Annotated in this window: 14 protein-coding genes and 1 pseudogene; 6 read left to right on the forward strand and 9 right to left on the reverse strand. The window is 66.0% G+C overall.

Features of this window, described 5'->3' with window-relative positions; all coding sequences use genetic code 11:
- Window positions 1-369: 369 nt before the first annotated feature.
- Together HW466_RS27150 and HW466_RS27155 are read left to right on the forward strand one after the other, a co-directional pair.
- Window positions 370-1,437 carry a porin gene (locus HW466_RS27150; RefSeq protein ID WP_059772537.1) on the forward strand — a complete coding sequence of 356 codons (1,068 nt, stop codon included), beginning with the start codon at window positions 370-372 and terminating at the stop codon, window positions 1,435-1,437.
- A gap of 93 nt (window positions 1,438-1,530) precedes the next feature.
- A pseudogene (locus HW466_RS27155) lies at window positions 1,531-1,835 on the forward strand (MFS transporter); the annotation flags it as partial.
- Between the two features lie 92 nt (window positions 1,836-1,927).
- On the opposite strand, the gene HW466_RS27160 reads toward HW466_RS27155, so the two are convergent.
- The 4 genes from HW466_RS27160 to HW466_RS27175 form a co-directional block, all read right to left on the reverse strand.
- The gene (locus HW466_RS27160; RefSeq protein WP_151006238.1) at window positions 1,928-2,752 is read right to left on the reverse strand and encodes an alpha/beta fold hydrolase; all 825 of its coding nucleotides are present in this window, start codon (window positions 2,750-2,752) and stop codon (window positions 1,928-1,930) included.
- A gap of 359 nt (window positions 2,753-3,111) precedes the next feature.
- Complete coding sequence (locus tag HW466_RS27165; protein WP_059449222.1) at window positions 3,112-4,464, reverse strand: TRAP transporter large permease; 1,353 nt, start codon at window positions 4,462-4,464, stop codon at window positions 3,112-3,114.
- A gap of 4 nt (window positions 4,465-4,468) precedes the next feature.
- Window positions 4,469-5,047 carry a TRAP transporter small permease gene (locus HW466_RS27170; RefSeq protein WP_059449223.1) on the reverse strand — a complete coding sequence of 193 codons (579 nt, stop codon included), beginning with the start codon at window positions 5,045-5,047 and terminating at the stop codon, window positions 4,469-4,471.
- Complete coding sequence (locus tag HW466_RS27175) at window positions 5,044-6,030, reverse strand: TRAP transporter substrate-binding protein (protein ID WP_059505762.1); 987 nt, start codon at window positions 6,028-6,030, stop codon at window positions 5,044-5,046. The genes HW466_RS27170 and HW466_RS27175 overlap by 4 nt, the downstream gene beginning before the upstream one ends.
- Before the next feature lie 662 nt (window positions 6,031-6,692).
- Here HW466_RS27175 and HW466_RS27180 point away from each other — a divergent pair.
- Window positions 6,693-6,887: a hypothetical protein gene (locus HW466_RS27180; protein WP_059943827.1), complete on the forward strand. Its 195-nt coding sequence runs from the start codon at window positions 6,693-6,695 to the stop codon at window positions 6,885-6,887.
- A 127-nt stretch (window positions 6,888-7,014) separates the two neighbouring features.
- Here HW466_RS27180 and HW466_RS27185 read toward each other — a convergent pair whose 3' ends face one another.
- Together HW466_RS27185 and HW466_RS27190 are read right to left on the reverse strand one after the other, a co-directional pair.
- Window positions 7,015-7,695 carry a GntR family transcriptional regulator gene (locus tag HW466_RS27185; protein WP_151003217.1) on the reverse strand — a complete coding sequence of 227 codons (681 nt, stop codon included), beginning with the start codon at window positions 7,693-7,695 and terminating at the stop codon, window positions 7,015-7,017.
- Window positions 7,696-8,089: 394 nt separating this feature from the next.
- Complete coding sequence (locus HW466_RS27190; RefSeq protein WP_059505767.1) at window positions 8,090-8,473, reverse strand: hypothetical protein; 384 nt, start codon at window positions 8,471-8,473, stop codon at window positions 8,090-8,092.
- Between the two features lie 306 nt (window positions 8,474-8,779).
- Here HW466_RS27190 and HW466_RS27195 point away from each other — a divergent pair, with 306 nt between their 5' ends.
- Window positions 8,780-9,700: a recombination-associated protein RdgC gene (locus HW466_RS27195; protein ID WP_059449227.1), complete on the forward strand. Its 921-nt coding sequence runs from the start codon at window positions 8,780-8,782 to the stop codon at window positions 9,698-9,700.
- Window positions 9,701-10,085: 385 nt separating this feature from the next.
- On the opposite strand, the gene abaF is transcribed toward HW466_RS27195, so the two are convergent.
- Window positions 10,086-11,465, reverse strand: coding sequence for a fosfomycin efflux MFS transporter AbaF (gene abaF / locus HW466_RS27200; protein ID WP_151003215.1), 1,380 nt, complete (start codon window positions 11,463-11,465; stop codon window positions 10,086-10,088).
- A gap of 587 nt (window positions 11,466-12,052) precedes the next feature.
- On the opposite strand from abaF, the gene HW466_RS27205 reads away from it, so the two are divergent.
- A complete protein-coding gene (locus tag HW466_RS27205; RefSeq protein WP_059505771.1) occupies window positions 12,053-12,994 on the forward strand; it encodes a dihydrodipicolinate synthase family protein in 942 nt (313 codons plus the stop codon).
- A 145-nt stretch (window positions 12,995-13,139) separates the two neighbouring features.
- On the opposite strand, the gene HW466_RS27210 is transcribed toward HW466_RS27205, so the two are convergent.
- Together HW466_RS27210 and HW466_RS27215 are read right to left on the reverse strand one after the other, a co-directional pair.
- Window positions 13,140-13,394 (reverse strand): hypothetical protein, encoded by a 255-nt coding sequence (locus tag HW466_RS27210; RefSeq protein WP_151003213.1) that lies wholly within the window; start codon window positions 13,392-13,394, stop codon window positions 13,140-13,142.
- Between the two features lie 444 nt (window positions 13,395-13,838).
- Window positions 13,839-14,537 carry a TetR/AcrR family transcriptional regulator gene (locus HW466_RS27215; RefSeq protein WP_151003211.1) on the reverse strand — a complete coding sequence of 233 codons (699 nt, stop codon included), beginning with the start codon at window positions 14,535-14,537 and terminating at the stop codon, window positions 13,839-13,841.
- 52 nt (window positions 14,538-14,589) lie between these two features.
- On the opposite strand from HW466_RS27215, the gene shc reads away from it, so the two are divergent.
- On the forward strand, window positions 14,590-16,644 hold the full coding sequence (gene shc / locus HW466_RS27220) for a squalene--hopene cyclase (protein ID WP_151003209.1): 2,055 nt from the start codon (window positions 14,590-14,592) through the stop codon (window positions 16,642-16,644).
- Window positions 16,645-16,658: the final 14 nt, after the last annotated feature.

Below are 16,658 nucleotides of genomic sequence, written 5' to 3' on the forward strand. Positions count from 1 at the left end.
GGCGACAACCTGCCGAAGACGCGCTCGGGCAAGATCATGCGGCGCCTGCTGCGCTCGCTCGCGAAGGGCGAGGCGATCACGCAGGACACCTCCACGCTCGAGAACCCGGCGATCCTCGAGCAGCTCGGCCAGTCGCTCTGAATGACGGGGCCGGCGTGGGCCGGCCCCGCCCGAATTCTTCGACGCACGCGCGTTCCGGCGCCCATCCCCGCCACGAACGCGTCGCACGCGGCCGACACCCGGCCACGCACGTGCGTTTCGCCGCGCCCCACCCTGCGTATGCGGCCCGCGCGCCGGACACCGCTTCGCGGACGTCCGCCGCATCCCCCCGTTCAATGCATCGACGTACAACAACACTGGAGACACTCAATGAAAAGCAGAATCGTGATCGGTTGCGCCGCGCTGGCGGGCGCCGTAGTCAGCGGTGGCGCGTTCGCGCAAAGCAGCGTGACGCTGTACGGCAATCTCGACGCCGCGTTGCTGTATACGAGCAAGACGCTCGACGCAGCCACTGGCACGAACGCCGGCCATCAGTTCGCGATGACCGACACCGGCATGACGCCGACGACGTTCGGGATGACCGGCACCGAGGACCTCGGTGGCGGCCTCAAGGCGAAATTCCAGCTCGAAAGCGGCTTTGCCGTCACCAACGGCGCGTTCGCCCATTCGAACGGCAACTTCTTCGGCCGCCAGGCGTGGGTCGGCCTCGACGGCGGCTTCGGCACGGTCAAGGCGGGCGTGCAGTATTCGCCATTCCTGCTCGCGATCTTCGATTCGGATCCGCGCAGCTTCTCGCACTTCGGCAGCGGGCTGATCAACTACGTCGACAACGTGCTGGTGACGGGCCTGTTCAACCCGAACGCCGTGTCGTATACAAGCCCGACGATCGCGGGCCTCACCGGCAGCGCGATGTTCGCGTTCGGCGGCAAGGCCGGCGACTTCCAGGCCGGCCGCCAGTATTCGGCGAGCCTCAAGTACGAACATGAGGGTTTCATGATCGACGCCGCGTTCTACGACGGCAACGACGGCACCAATCCGACGCCGACGCCCAGCACCGTCGCCTTCGTCGGCCGCACGATCGGCGCCGCGTACCGGTTCGGTCCCGTCACCGCGAAGGCGTCGTTCACGAGCTACAAGGTCGGTGGATCGTTCAGCAACAACGTGTATGGCGGCGGGCTCGACTACCAGGCGACGCCGGCCGTCGACCTGAACGGCGGCGTCTGGTTCACCAGCGATCGCAACGACACGGCCAATCACTCGCTGCTCGCGGCCGTCGGCACGACCTACAGCCTGTCGAAGGCGACCGCGCTGTACGCGCAGGTCGCGATGGTCAACAACCACGGTGCGATGAACACCGGGCTCGGGATCAACAACGCGCTTTATGCGGTCACCGGCACGACCGTCGGCGCGAACGTCGGGATCCGTCACATGTTCTGATGCACCGGTGGCGATCCCGATGCCGGATCGCCACCTCCGTGCATTCGCACTCCGAATTATTCTGCGCCGGCTTCGCTACGCAAAGACCCGTTCCGATTCGGCGCGCTCGCGATCGGCTTCAACGTGTCGGTGCGCTGTTCGGCGGCACGACGCCGCTCGTCACCGCGTGGCTGGTCGATCGCACCGGCGACCTGATGATGCCGGCCTACTGCCTGATGGGTGCGTCGTTCATCGGCATCGTGTCGGTACTCGCGCTGCGCGAAACCGCGCGCCGGCCGCTGCCCGGCTCCACGCCGTGTGTCGCGAGCCGTGCGGAAGCGCAGGACCTTATTCGCCGTGGCGTCGACGAAGGGCGCGTGCGCGAACGCAAGTTCACGCCGATCGGCGAACGCGCGTAGTCCGGTAAGGCGGTGCTGCAGTAGCAGTAAGCAAGCCGTTGCGTCGTCACGCGACGCCGCACGGCACCCGCCGCCGGCATTGCGCGCGGTGTTCAGTCCGCTGCGAGCTGCTGTTCGTCGAACCAGTCGAGCAGCATCCGCGTAACGAAAGCGGGATTCTCGAGATTCGAGATGTGTCCGGCGTCAGGCACCAGCGCGTGGCGGCAGCCGATCACGCTGGCCATCTTCGCCGTCTCGGACGGCGGGCGCGCCATGTCGCCCGCGCCGCACATCAGCAGCGTGCACCCGGCATCCAGTTCGGCGAGCTCGGCGAGCGTATCCGGCCGCCCGAAGATCAACCGGCCAAGCGGGACGATCGACTGCCGCAGCCGATCGGCCGGCAGGTTTGCGAGCGCGGCGCGAAAGGCAGTCGGCACCGGGCCCGCGAGATTCACGTTCGGCTGGAAAAACAGCGGCACGATCGCATCGAGCAGCGGCGGCGCGATGCAACCGGCGGCGGCGATCGCATCGAGCATCCCGAAGTAGCGCAATCGCGTCGCGTCGGGTTCGGACTCCAGCGACGCATCCATCAACACGAGCGAGCGCACGCGCTGCGGTTCGCGCAGCGCGAGCCGCGCCCCCCACATCCCGCCGACGCTCAGCCCGACGATCGCGCAGCGTTCGATCTCCAGCGCATCGAGCAACGCGCTCGCGTGCGCGGCGAGGTCGTCGAGCGTCTGGCTGCCATCCGGCAGCGGGCCCGATTCGCCATGGCCCCACAGGTCCGGCACGATCACGCGATAGCGGCTCGATAACGCGTCGATCTGCGGCGCCCACATTGCGGAGTCCCACAGATAGCTGTGGCCGAGGAGCACCGGAAAGCCGGTGCCGTGATCCTGGTAATGCAGTGTGCTGCCATGAACGATGTGTGCGGGCATGTCGTCTCCGGAGGTCAATGCGATCGGCGGCGGCCCAAAAAACGGGCATCGCGATGCGCGGCGTTCTGCGACGAACGCGAAGCGGCGAATCATCGCACAAGTTGCCGCCATTGCGTGTGACACCCGCCTCGCACTGGCGCCGCGCGACGGCAACGACGTCGAGCTCCGGCACGTCGCGGCCATGGTTGTTCGAGACGAACGCTCGACGTCGCTGCGTGCGCGAGCAACGCGGCGGCCGCGACGGCGCGCCATGCTGCATTCACGTCGATGTGAATGTTCCGTGCACGAAACGACAGTTGACGTGACGACGGCGCGGGACAACCTCGGTCGTCCCGCGCCGCGACGAGCGAAACGTGCGCTCAGAACACCGCGTGCCCGCTGATGAGGCTCGGCAGCCAGGTGGAGAAAAACGGCATGTACGTGACGATGTTGATCGCACTGAAGATCGCGAGGTAATACGGCCACGCCATCTTCGTCGTCTCGCCGATCGACACGTTGCCGATCGCGCAGCCGACGAACTGCACCGAGCCGATCGGCGGATGGACGAGGCCGAGCGAGCAGTTCAGCAGCAGCATGATCCCGAACTGCACCGGCCCGACGCCGCACGCCATCGCGATCGGCAGGAACAACGGCGTCGTGATCAGGATGTGCGCGGCCATGTCGACGAACGTGCCGAGGAACACCTGGATGATGTTGATGTACAGCAGCATCAGCCACGGAGCGGCGGTCGACTGCTTCAGCAGCCCCTCGATCGCATCCGGGATCTCCAGGTACGACATCTGGAAGCGCAGCATGTTCGACACGGCGATCAGCAGCAGCACGACGCCCGTCGTGCGCGCCGCATGCGACAGCGCGCGGCGCAGCTTCTCGACGGTCAGCGTGCGGTACACGATCGCCGTCAGCACGAGCGAGTAAACGACGGCGATCGCGGCCGCTTCGGTTGCAGTGGCGATCCCCTTCGCAACGCACACGAGGATGATCGCGATCACCATCAGGCCCGGCACCGCGCCGACGAAGCTGCGCAGCACCGCATACCAGCCCGGGAACGCCGGCAGCGCGGACGAACCGTCTTCACGACGCGGATAGCCGTGCCGCACGGCTTGCCAGTATGCGGCGGCGAGCACGAAGCCCATCACCCAGAGCACCGGCAGCAGCCCGGAGAACAGCAGGTCGCCGATCGACACGCCACTCACCTGCTGGCCGTGCAGCATGCCGGTAATGCCCTGCGCGGCGAACGCGTAGATGATCATGTTGGTCGACGTCGGCATCAGCGCGCCGGCGAGCGACGCGTGGGTCGTCACGTTGACCGCGTACGCCGCGCTGTAGCCTTCGCGCTTCATCAGCGGGATCACGACGCCGCCCATCGCGGACGTATCGGCCGTGGGCGAACCCGACACGCCGCCGAACAACGTGCACGCGACGACGTTGGCCATCCCGAGGCCGCCGCGGAAGTGACCGACGGTCGCCTGCGCGAAACGCAGGATCCGGTCCGCGATGCCGCCGTGCAGCATCAGCTCGCCGGAGAAGATGAAGAACGGCACCGCGAGGAACGAGAATGCGTTCATCCCCGAGATCATCGACTGCATCGCGGTTGCGATCGGCAGCCCTTCGACCATGTAGGTCAGCACGCAGGCGATCCCGAGCGCGAACGAAACGGGCACGCCGAGCACGAGGAAAATCAGAAAACTGACGGACAGAATCGCGAGTTCCATGGCGTTATTGGCCCGACGAAGAACGACGAAGCGCGAGCAGGTGCTCGAGCGAGAAGAGGATGATGGCGATCGCCGCCGGAATCGTGATCAGGTAGCGCACGCCTTCGGGCAGCCCGATGATCGGAATGCGGTCGCCCATCGTCTCCGCGGCCATGCTGCCGCAGCCGACCATGATCGCGATCGCGAACGCGATCAGGCTCGCGTGCTGAATCGCGATCACCACGGTGCGCGCACCCGGCGACAGGCGCCGCACGAGCGAGTCGAGGCCGATGTGGCCGCCGTCGCGCACCTTCATCGCCGCGCCGAACATCGCGATCACGATCACCAGCAGCAGCGCGATCGGCTCGACGAAATCGGGCGCGTTCTCGAACACGTAACGCATCACGACCGCGTAGAACACGAGCACGGTGAGCGCCGCGAGACACAGCGACGCGACCACGGCCAGCGCGCGAAACAGCAGGTCGTTCACGCAACGCAGGAGCGGCGCGGCCGCGCGCGGCCGGCACGGTGCCGCGCCATCGGCGGCAGCCGCATCCGGCGAGCCCACGGCCGCCGCACCGTTCAGGGAAGTGCGACGGGTCACTTGGTGGCCTCGATCTCGTCGACGATCTGCTTCATCTGCGGCGTCTTCTCGTACTTGGCCCACAGCGGCTGCATCGCCTTCACGAATGCCGCGCGATCGATTTGCGCGGCCGGCAGGATCTTCGCGCCGCCCTTCGTCACGGCCTGCTGCGCCGATGCCTCGCGCGCGGTCCACAGTTTCTGGTAGTACGGCACCGAATCGGCCGCGGCCTTCCTGATCGCGGCCTGTTCCTGCGGCGACAGCGTGTCCCAGATCTTCTTCGAGAACACCAGCACTTCCGGCGTCATCGCGTGCTGCGTCTCCGAGTAGTCGGGCGCTACCTCGAAGTGCTTGGTTTCCTCGTAGGACGGCAGGTTGTTTTCCGCCGCATCGACGAGGCCCGTCTTCAGGCCCGTGTAGACCTCGGCGAACGGCATCGGCGTCGGCGTGCCGCCCATCGCCTTGATCTCGTCGACCATCAGGTCGGACGGTTGCACACGCACCTTCAGCCCTTTCATGTCGGCCGGCGTGCGCACCGGGCGCTTCGCGTAGATCGAGCGGGCGCCGCTCTCGTAGAACGTCAGCGCGATCATTCCCTTCGCCGCGAATGCGTCGAGGATCTTCTGGCCGGCCGGACCATACATCGCCTTGCGGAAATGGTCGACGTCGCGGAACAGGAACGGGAACGACGGAATCAGCGACTCCGGCACGATCTCGTTGAACGACGCGCCGTTCACGCGCGCCATGTCGATCGCGCCGATCCGCACCTGGTCGACCGTGTCCTTCTCGGAGCCGAGCGCACTGTTGCCGAACACCTTGATCGAATCCTTGCCGCCCGTCAGCTTCGACAGCTCGTCGCCCATGTACTTGACCGCCATGTTGGTCGGGAAGCTGTCGCCGTGCACGTCCGCCGAGCGGAACACGCGGGCCTGCGCGGACACCGCGAAGCCGGCCATCAGCGCGACGGCCAGTGCGGTACGGGAGCGGGTGAATCGGTGCTTCATCGTCAGTCTCCTTTGGTTTGCTCGTTGTTTGGCGGCGATTCGGTCGGCGTCCGCATGCGTCGGTGCGCGCCCCGTGACCGCAGTCATACGTTGTATGACGTGTCGGAGCGAATGTACGTCGGTTAATCGTTTAACTCACTTGGTGCATACCCGTATAAGTCCGACTGCATCGGGTGAAGGGCCGGTCAGGGAGGAAAACCCTCTTGTTTTTGTGCGTTCTCGGCGAAACGTTTTCCGGAGAACCGCGTGCATTTGAATCGGCAAGCCGGATGCTTCGTTTTCCCGATGCCTACCGTTGACTTTCGTTTCAATTTCCATTGTGATCTGACGACTGATCACCTGGCGCCACGACCTGCAACGCCACAAGCCGATGCCGGCCCGACCGCATGCGCCGTGCGACCGCGCCCGCGCCCGCGCGGCGCGCTCCGCGCCATCCGCGCCGGAAGCCAGCGCCACCTTTTTTCACCGGCACGAACTTGCTGGATTAGTCCGCGATTGGCGACGCCGCACCGGCCGCCACACGAGGCACCGCGTCCTGGTGGGCGGTGCGCCTGCCGTTGCGCGCTTCCGGCATGCGGATCGGCGCCTGCACGCGTGCGGGCGCCACGGGCACGCGCGATGCGTGCTCGCGGCGAGGTCCGAAACGCGAAAGGAGATACGAGATGCAGACGACCAGAACGTCGGCGGGGCCGAATCAGGACACGCCGCTGAATCCGGGTGACGAAGGGCCGCCCGATGCGCCCGGCGTGGGCGAAGACGTGTGCAGCGTGTGCCGCGGCACGGGCATGATCGAAGACCAGCCGTGCACGGTGTGCGGCGGCACGGGCAAGGTGCTGCAGGGAATCGGCGGCGGATAGCCGAAGCACCCAGGTGCTGGCCGGTTGCCGCGATGCGCAGGCGGGCAGCACCCCGCAGCATGCAACCGCCCTTCGGCCCCCGAACTACTGCAACGTGAAGTGGGCAACGTCCGGGACGGACACGCGCTCAACGGCCGAGGCGCCGATCCCGAAGGAAAGCGTTCAACTCGCCGCCCGCATGCTCGATATGTCGCTTGAGCAGCGCTGCCGCCACGCGCGCATCGCCCTTGCGGCACAACGCGACCAGTTCGGCGTGTTCGGATTCGGCCACGTCGCGCGCAGCCTCGGACAGCGACAACTGCACGCGCGTGTAGCGGTCGGTCTGCTGCAGCAGTGACGCGACGATCGCCGCCGTCTTCGGCTGGTCGGCACGCGACAGCAGCACATGATGCAGTTCGGTGTTCAGTTCCCCCCAGCGCCCGGACTGGCTGGCATGCAGCACCTTGCTGTATTCCTCCAGGATCGCATCGAGCCTGGCGAAATCCTCGGCGGTGAGCTTCGGAATCGACTTCTTCAGCAGGACGGGCTCCAGTAGCGCGCGCAGTTCGAACAGTTCCGTGATGTCTTCCGGGGACAGTTCCGAGACGATGGCGCCCTTGTGGGGCAGGATCTTGACGAGCCCTTCGCTCTCGAGCTGCACGAGCGCTTCGCGCAGCGGGATCCGGCTGATGCCGAGCTCGGTGGCCAGCGCGTCCTGGCGAAGCTGGTAGCCGTCGACATACTCCCCTGTCAGGATGCGGCGGCGCAATTCGTTCGCTGCGGCTTCGGCGCGCGTGGCGTAGACAAGAGCAGGGCGTTTCTCGTTCATGTTGCGGTTCGGAGGGGGGAAGGCGGTCAGGCAAGTGCCGGCGCGGCGACGGATATTGCATACTTTCTACAATATTAGCAGAGCACCCGTGCCGCCGAAGGGCCGTCGTGAGGCCACCGCATGGTGGTTCACGTCGCCGCGCCGCTCGTTCTGATGCGCCGAAGGCGCTTCACGGATTTGCGCGGACGTCGCTTCCCGGCCCGCCACCGGAGGTCGGTCCTTACCACTAGCGACCGCAAATATCGGAGCCCAACGATTACTCGTTCGCACGATCCGAAAGCGCGCCGGCGATTGACCGATCAGTCGCAGCAACGGCAAGCGCGATGCACCGCCCGCCCCAAGTCAACGCCTGTCCCGCAGTTGGCGCGACTCGAGACACGATGGCAAGCAGCGGTCAGAGATCTCCGCGCACCTCACCGGTTCCCAGCGCGCTCCGCTGCCGATTGACTTCCGCCCACAGCTCATCGCTGTCGTCGTTGCGCAGCAGGATCATGATGTCCAGTTGTTCGTCGGACACGCCGAAGTACTGCAAGATTTCGCGGCGAACCGCATCGACGAACTCCGCGTACTCCGGAGTTGCCTGAGCCTGCGCGTGCAGCGCATCGTATGCTGCATCGTCCGCGCCGCCGCCGTGCTCGTCGATGTAGCGCGAGATCCACTGGTCGCGTTCGTGGTCGTAATCGGCCTCGGCGCGCATCGCCTGCACAGCCGTGTAGAAATCCAATTGGGCAAACGCGGCGATCGCCGCCGTCGTCGCCTCGTCGAAGCTAGTCGTCATTCCATCTCTCATGTTGGTCGTCGCACATCATCGCACGGGTCGCACCGGACAGTGCCGCGAATTCGCAAGGTGCAACGCGCCGCCGGACACCGACGTTCGGCGCGTGCAGCCACGCGCTCGTTCAACGGCCGTAGCGGCGCCCCGAGCGTCTGTCCTGCAAGTGTGCCAACACGTCGCGGTCGATGGCAATGACCGTTCAGCGGGCGAAGCCGACGTCCGGGCGCCCGAGCAACCATCGAATCGATCGGCGCTCACGACCGGTATGCGTCACCGTCATATAGAATGATGCGCTTTGCCCGCACGCCTATGTGGTTCAAGAATCTTCAGCTTCATCGTCTTCCGGCACCGTGGGCCGTCACCGCCGACCAGATGGAAGAATGGCTGGCGCCCCACGCGTTTCAGCCGGGCACCAGCATCGAAATGCAGCGCGTCGGATGGGCGTCGCCGCGTGACGACGGCGCGCTCGTGTATTCGATCAACCGGCAGATGCTGCTGACGTTTCGTGCCGAAAAGAAGCTGCTCCCCGCGTCGGTCGTCAATCAGGTGACCAAGGCCCGGGCGCTCGAAATCGAGGAGCAGCAGGGCTTCAAGGTGGGTCGAAAACAGCTGCGCGAACTCAAGGAGCAGGTTACCGACGAACTGCTGCCGCGCGCGTTCACCATTCGCCGCGATACCCGCGTGTGGATCGATACGGTGAACGGCTGGCTGGTCATCGATGCAGCAGCGCAGGCTCTCGCCGACGACGTTCGCGGGCTGCTCGTCAAATCGATCGATCAATTGCCGCTCGCCGGCGTTCAGGTGGCACATTCGCCGGTTGCCGCGATGACGGATTGGCTGCTGTCCGGCGATGCGCCGGGCGGATTCACCGTCGACCAAGACGCCGAGTTGCGCTCGAGCGGCGAAGGCGGTGCCACGGTGCGATACGTCGGCCACGCGCTCGAAGCGGACGACATGCGCCGGCACATCGAGGCCGGTAAACAGTGCATGCGCCTCGCGATGACCTGGAACGACCGCATTTCCTTCGTGCTGACGCCGTCGCTGACGATCAAGCGCGTCACGCCGCTCGACGTGATCAAGGAAGCGACGGATCCCACCGCGCAGAACGACGACGAACGCTTCGATTCGGACGTTACATTGATGACGGGTGAATTGGGGCGCATGTTGACCGATCTCGTCGATATCCTCGGTGGCGATCGGAACGACGCGATTCAGCAGGCGGCGGCCTGAGCCGCGCTTGCAGCCGACGATCATCACCGGGCAGCGGCGAGGCTTTGCGCTGACGCGACGTGTCGGGCAGGACCGTCGCCGCTCCGGCAGGCTCGCGGGCGCACCGGCGGTTACATAGGATCCCGATTCAATTCCCGAAAGCTGCCGCGATCGTCAAGGCGGGCGAGCAATTCGCACAAGACGCGTGTGATATGCGCTCGTCGGGGTCGGCAGCGATCGTTGAGAATCGGACCGGTTTCCAGCGATTTCCGGATTCGGTCGCCTGATCCTTCATGTCCGAATACCGGCCGTCTTCCCTGCTCTTCCCCGACAATCCGCGACGTACCGGAAAAAGCCGCCCTCGCGGGCGGCTTTCGTGCGTTCAATCACGCTTCGGCCGCATGCCTCACGCGCGGGTCCGCCGATTCGCCTCGGCATCGACTTCGCGCAGCGATTTGCCGCGCGTTTCCTTCGCGACGCCCACGCACACGATCGAGATCGCCGCCGCCGCGACCAGGTACAGCGCGATCGGCGTCGACGAATGGTAGCGCTCGAGCAGCGACAGACCGATCAACGGCGCGAGCGAGCCGGCCATCAACGGCGCGACCTGATAGCAGAGTGATAACGCGGTATAGCGCACGTTGGTCGGGAACATCTCGGTCATCAGCGCCGAATACGGCGAGTAGGTCATCGATTCGATGAACAGGCCCAGCACGATCGCGGCCATGATGATCCAGTCGTTGCCGGTATCCATCATCGGGAACGCGACGAAGCCCCAGCCGGCGGTCAGCATCGCGCCGGTCAGGTACACGGGCTTGCGCCCGACGAGGTCCGACATCAGGCCCATCAGCGGGATGAAGAAGAAGTGGATCGCGTTGGCGGCGAACATCAGCTTCAGGATCCGCGTGGTATCGAAGCCCACGACCAGCTTCAGGTACGTCAACGAGAACGTGACGACCATGTAGTACAGGATGTTCTCGGCAAAGCGCGCGCCGATGCCGATCAGCACCTGCCGCCAGTGGTACTTCAGCACGTGCCCGGCGCCGAGCTGCTTTTCCTGCGTGCGTGCGCGGCGCGCCTGCGCCTCCTTGAAGATCGGCGCATCGTCGACCTTGCGGCGAATCCAGAAACCGATCAGCACGACCACCGCCGAGAACCAGAACGCCGCGCGCCAGCCCCAGGACAGGAAGTCCGCCTCGGACAGCGAGCTCGACAGCACCAGCAGGATGATGGTCGCGACCAGGTTGCCGGCCGGCACACCGGCCTGCGGCCAGCTGGCCCAGTAGCCACGGCGGTTGTCCGGGCTGTGCTCGCTGACCAGCAGGATCGCGCCGCCCCATTCGCCGCCGAACGCGAAGCCCTGGATCAGGCGCAGCGATACCAGCAGCACCGGCGCCCAGTAGCCGATCGCATCGAAAGTCGGCAGGCAGCCCATCAGAAACGTCGTGATGCCGACCACGATCAGGCTGACCTGCAGCAGATACTTGCGGCCGAACTTGTCGCCGTAGTAGCCGAACACCAGCCCGCCGATCGGCCGCGCGGCGAATCCCACCGCATAGAGCGCGAACGCCGCGAGCAGGCCGTCGATCGGGTTGCCCGTCTTCTTGAAGAAGTGCGTGCCGAACACCAGCGCCGACGCCGTTCCATACAGGAAAAACTCGTACCACTCCGCCACCGACCCGACCATCGACGCCGCGACGACCCGCTTCAATTCCCGTTTCGACGCCGCATCCTGCATGGCCCCGGCAGTACCAGGCGAGACTGCCTCGCCGACCTGACTTGTCATCTCCGTATCTCCTCTCGTTGTCTTCCAGTTCCCTTGATGGGCCGGTTCGCGAGTAAGCTCGCCGACAGATTTTATACAATATCCAATACACAATCCACGCAATCTCAAAAATGCTTTCGGTGGAAATGCGACACGTCGGCGTATAGCGTTTGGTCGTTGCGGGAGCCAGTGGAGAAGGGATTGCGGACAGATGAAAGCGCGACTGGACGGGCTTTGCGCGACGGCAGTCGGGCGCCGCGGGCCATCGTGGCGGGCCTCGACCCGCATCGCGCCGAATTCTCCGCGATCATTCGCGATCGTCGCCGGAGGCCGTCGTGGCGCAGCGCGCCGACCTCCGGATGCCCCGTGCCGGGGACCCTCGTCACGCCCTTTTTATTTTATATTGTATAAAATATGCGAACTGGCTAGAATGCACTCGTCGATGGCTGACTCTCGGGCGAAACCGGAGGCAACGTTTCGGCACCGAGGCAAACGAGAGGTGGCCAGCCGCCGCCCGCTCACGCGAAGCACCGACGTGACGGCGAGCACGCGTACCGCCCACGTTGCCAGCAATGGCAGTTGACCCTATCTGAATGTGAGGAAACGAGATGAGCGACAACATTTTTACCGGCACCATTCCGGCCCTGATGACGCCGTGCACCGCTGACCGTCAGCCGGATTTCGACGCGCTGGTGAAGAAGGGCAAGGAACTGGTGGCGCTCGGCATGCGCGCGGTGGTGTACTGCGGCTCGATGGGCGACTGGCCGCTGCTGACCGAAGCGCAGCGCCAGGAAGGCGTCGCACGCCTGGTCGAAGCCGGCGTCCCGACGATCGTCGGCACCGGCGCGGTGAACTCGAAGGAAGCCGTGTCGCACGCCGCGCATGCCGCGAAGGTCGGCGCGCACGGCCTGATGGTGATTCCGCGTGTGCTGTCGCGCGGCGCATCGCCGGCCGCACAAAAGGCACACTTCGCCGCGATCCTGAACGCCGCGCCGAACCTGCCGGCCGTGATCTACAACAGCCCGTACTACGGCTTCGCGACCCGCGCCGACCTGTTCTTCGAACTGCGTCGCCAGCACCCGAACCTGATCGGCTTCAAGGAATTCGGCGGTGCCGCCGACATGCGGTACGCAGCCGAGCACATCACGTCGCAGGACGACAGCGTGACGCTGATGGCCGGCGTCGACACGCAAGTCTTCCACGGCTTCGTGAACTGCGGCGCCGCGGGCGCGATCACCGGCATCGGCAACGCGCTGCCGCGCGAAGTGCTGCAACTGGTCGACCTGTGCAAGAAGGCCGCACAAGGCGATGCAGTCGCCCGTGCGCGCGCGAAGGAACTCGAAGCGGCGCTGGCCGTGCTGTCGTCGTTCGACGAAGGCTGCGATCTGGTCCTGTACTACAAGTACCTGATGGTGCTGAACGGCGACAAGGAATACACGCTGCACTTCAACGAAACCGACGTACTGAGCGACGCGCAACGCAACTACGCGGAAGCGCAGTACACGCTGTTCCGCAACTGGTACGCGAACTGGTCGAAGAGCATTGCGTAAGCGCATTCGCACGATGCCGCGCGGCGCGCGGCCGTGACGCAGCTGCGTGACTGAAAGGGAAAGCCACGGATTGCTCCGTGGCTTTTTCTCGTCTGCGCCCTGGCCCTCAGCGTGACCGGCATCGCCCCGCCGGGGCCAAGGCCGGTCACGGCTTCAGCGTCACCGGCCGTGACTCGATCCCGTCGATCTTCGCGAGCAGGCCGTTCCCGAATTCCGTCACGTGCCGCGGCATGCCGGGGATCGCCAGCAGCGCTTCGATGCGCCCGCGCCAGTAACTCGGACGGTTCACCCGCATCGCGCAAGGCATCGCCGCGTCGCCGCGATCGGCATCGCTTTCCAGCAGCGCGCCCATCCTCTCGATATGCGAGAGCTCGCGCTCCACATAGTCTCTCGTCAGCATCTGATCGGTACTCCCCGCAACACTGCGTCGGCCTGTCGTCATCGTCGCGTCGCCGCATGGTCTGTTCGCGGGACCCGTCGTATTCGCTGCCCGTCACGGTACGCACGCCGTGTGTCAGAACACCATCGATCCGCGCAATGATTTCGTTCATATCATCGGACCATTGCCGCGCCATCTTCGAAACGGCGCCGCCGTGACGGCGGCATCCGCGCCGCGATCCTCGGTCGACAATCGTAGATACTCCCCGCCGCGCCGACATCCCCAATATTGAGGATGCGGGCGGGAATCGATCGCATCGCATCCGCGCATGCAGCGCGTGCGGGAACCAGCGACTGGAAATGTCCAATGCGCGTTAACGATGTGCGGCTCGGCACCGTGCGCAGCAAGATCAAGGCGCGGGCGAGATCGACGGGCACTGCTCTACCGCGCGCCGACCGAACCCTCTCAGCGGCGCGGGCCGCGCACGCTCTTGCCGGTCGGCGGTTCGCCCGCACTCATCCGGTCCAGTTGCCGGACGATCTCCGCGCGCAACTCGGCCGAAATTTCCACGCTGTCGAGTAGCTCGGAGATCCACAGCCCGTCGGCCGCGAGCCGGCAGATCATCAGCGTCGCCGCCTGCTCGAGCGGCACCGGGTCCGGTCGCGTCCACTCGCGCATCGGCACCGACCAGCGCGCACGTGTCTCCTGCTCGGTGATCATCGACGCGACCAGCACGCGCAGGACGTCGGTGCTCGCGGCCGGCTGCGCGGTGTCGAGCACGGCATGCAGATACGCGCGCGCCGCCGCCCCGTTGCCGTGCGCATCGGCCGCCCGATGCGCGGCCATCTGCGATGCGAAACGCTCGGTCGCCTGCTCGAACAGTGCGTCGAGCAAGCCTTGCTTGTTCGCAAAGTGATACTGCAGCGCGCCTTTCGTCACGCCCGCGCGTTCGGCGACCGCGTCGAGCGTCAACGCAGCCACGCCGTGATGCGTCGCGATCTCGGACGCGGCTTCCAGCAACTGCGCGCGCACCTGTTCCGGTGCCTTTTTTCGTCGCACACCGGCGACGGGTGCGGCTTCGTGGGCTTCCGGTGTGCCTGCCGGCGCGGCAGCGTCGGCGGGCTTGGCGATGTCGCGCGAAGCGGATTCGGAGCGTTTTTTCATGGGGGCGATGTTAGCACTCGCGGTCTCGATGTAAACATTCCATCCGGATGGTATGATCCGCCGCATGAACAAACCCGCCCCCTCCCACTGGTCCGCGCTCGACACCGCGATCGCGCGCGGACGCGACGCGCTGATGCGTCTTCAGCAGCCTGACGGCAGCTGGTGTTTCGAACTCGAATCCGACGCGACGATCACCGCGGAATACATCCTGATGATGCATTTCATGGACAAGATCGACGACGCGCGCCAGGCGCAGATGGCGCGCTACCTGCGCGCGATCCAGCGGCTCGACACGCATGGCGGGTGGGACCTGTACGTCGACGGCGATCCGGACGTCTCCTGCAGCGTGAAGGCGTACTTCGCGCTGAAGGCCGCCGGCGACAGCGAGCACGCGCCGCACATGGTCCGCGCGCGCGATGCGATCCTGAAGCTCGGTGGGGCCGCCCGCGCGAACGTGTTCACGCGCATCCTGCTCGCGACGTTCGGCCAGGTGCCGTGGCGCGCCACGCCGTTCATGCCGATCGAATTCGTGCTGTTCCCGAAGTGGGTGCCGATCTCGATGTACAAGGTCGCGTACTGGGCGCGCACGACGATGGTGCCGCTGCTCGTGCTGTGCTCGCTGAAAGCGCGTGCGCGCAACCCGCGCAACATCGCGATTCCCGAGCTGTTCGTCACGCCGCCCGACCAGGAACGTCAGTATTTCCCGCCCGCGCGCGGGATGCGCCGCGCGTTCCTCGCGCTCGACCGCGTGGTGCGCCATGTCGAGCCGTTGCTGCCGAAACGCCTGCGGCAGCGCGCGATCCGGCATGCGGAAGCATGGTGCGCGGAGCGCATGAACGGCGAGGACGGCCTCGGCGGGATCTTTCCGCCGATCGTGTACAGCTATCAGATGATGGAGGTACTTGGTTATCCTGACGATCATCCGCTGCGCCGCGACTGCGAGAACGCGCTCGAGAAGCTGCTCGTCACGCGGCCTGACGGCAGCGTCTACTGCCAGCCGTGCCTTTCGCCGGTATGGGACACCGCGTGGAGCACGATGGCACTCGAACAGGCACGCGGCGTGGCCACACCGGAATCGGGCACACCCGCGGGCACACTGGATGAACTCGACGCGCGCATCACGCGCGCGTACGACTGGCTCACCGAGCGCCAGGTGAACGACCTGCGCGGCGACTGGATCGAGAACGCGCCCGCCGACACGCAACCGGGTGGCTGGGCGTTCCAGTATGCGAACCCGTACTACCCTGATATCGACGACACCGCAGTCGTCACCGCGATGCTCGACCGCCGCGGGCGTGCGCATCGCAACGCGGACGGCTCGCATCCGTATGCGGCGCGCGTCGCACGCGCGCTCGACTGGATGCGCGGGCTGCAATCGCGCAACGGCGGCTTCGCGGCTTTCGACGCGGACTGCGACCGCATGTACCTGAACGCGATCCCGTTCGCCGATCACGGCGCACTGCTCGATCCGCCGACGGAGGATGTGTCGGGCCGCGTGCTGCTGTGCTTCGGCGTCACGAAGCGCCCGGACGACCGCGCATCGCTCTCGCGCGCGGTCGACTACGTGAAACGCACGCAACAACCCGACGGCAGTTGGTGGGGCCGCTGGGGCACGAACTACCTGTACGGCACGTGGAGCGTGCTGGCCGGGCTCGCGCTCGCGGGCGAGGATCCGTCGCAGCCGTACATCGCCCGCGCGCTTGCGTGGCTGCGCGCTCGCCAGCACGCGGACGGCGGCTGGGGCGAAACGAACGACAGCTACATCGACCCGGCGCTCGCCGGCACCAATGCGGGTGAAAGCACGTCGAACTGCACCGCGTGGGCACTGCTCGCGCAGATGGCATTCGGCGACTGCGAATCCGACTCGGTGAAGCGCGGCATCGCGTATCTGCAATCGGTGCAGCAGGACGACGGCTTCTGGTGGCACCGGTCGCACAATGCGCCGGGCTTTCCGCGCATCTTCTACCTGAAGTATCACGGCTATACCGCGTATTTCCCGCTGTGGGCGCTCGCGCGCTATCGCCGTCTGGCCGCAGCGTCTTCGTCCAGCGAGGCCAACGGGTCCTGCGAGCCCGCTTCCCGCACCACGGACGCCACGCCCGCCTGAGCCCGTGCTTCGGC

The sequence above is a fragment of the Burkholderia territorii genome (assembly GCF_902833055.1).
Lineage (GTDB): Bacteria > Pseudomonadota > Gammaproteobacteria > Burkholderiales > Burkholderiaceae > Burkholderia > Burkholderia territorii.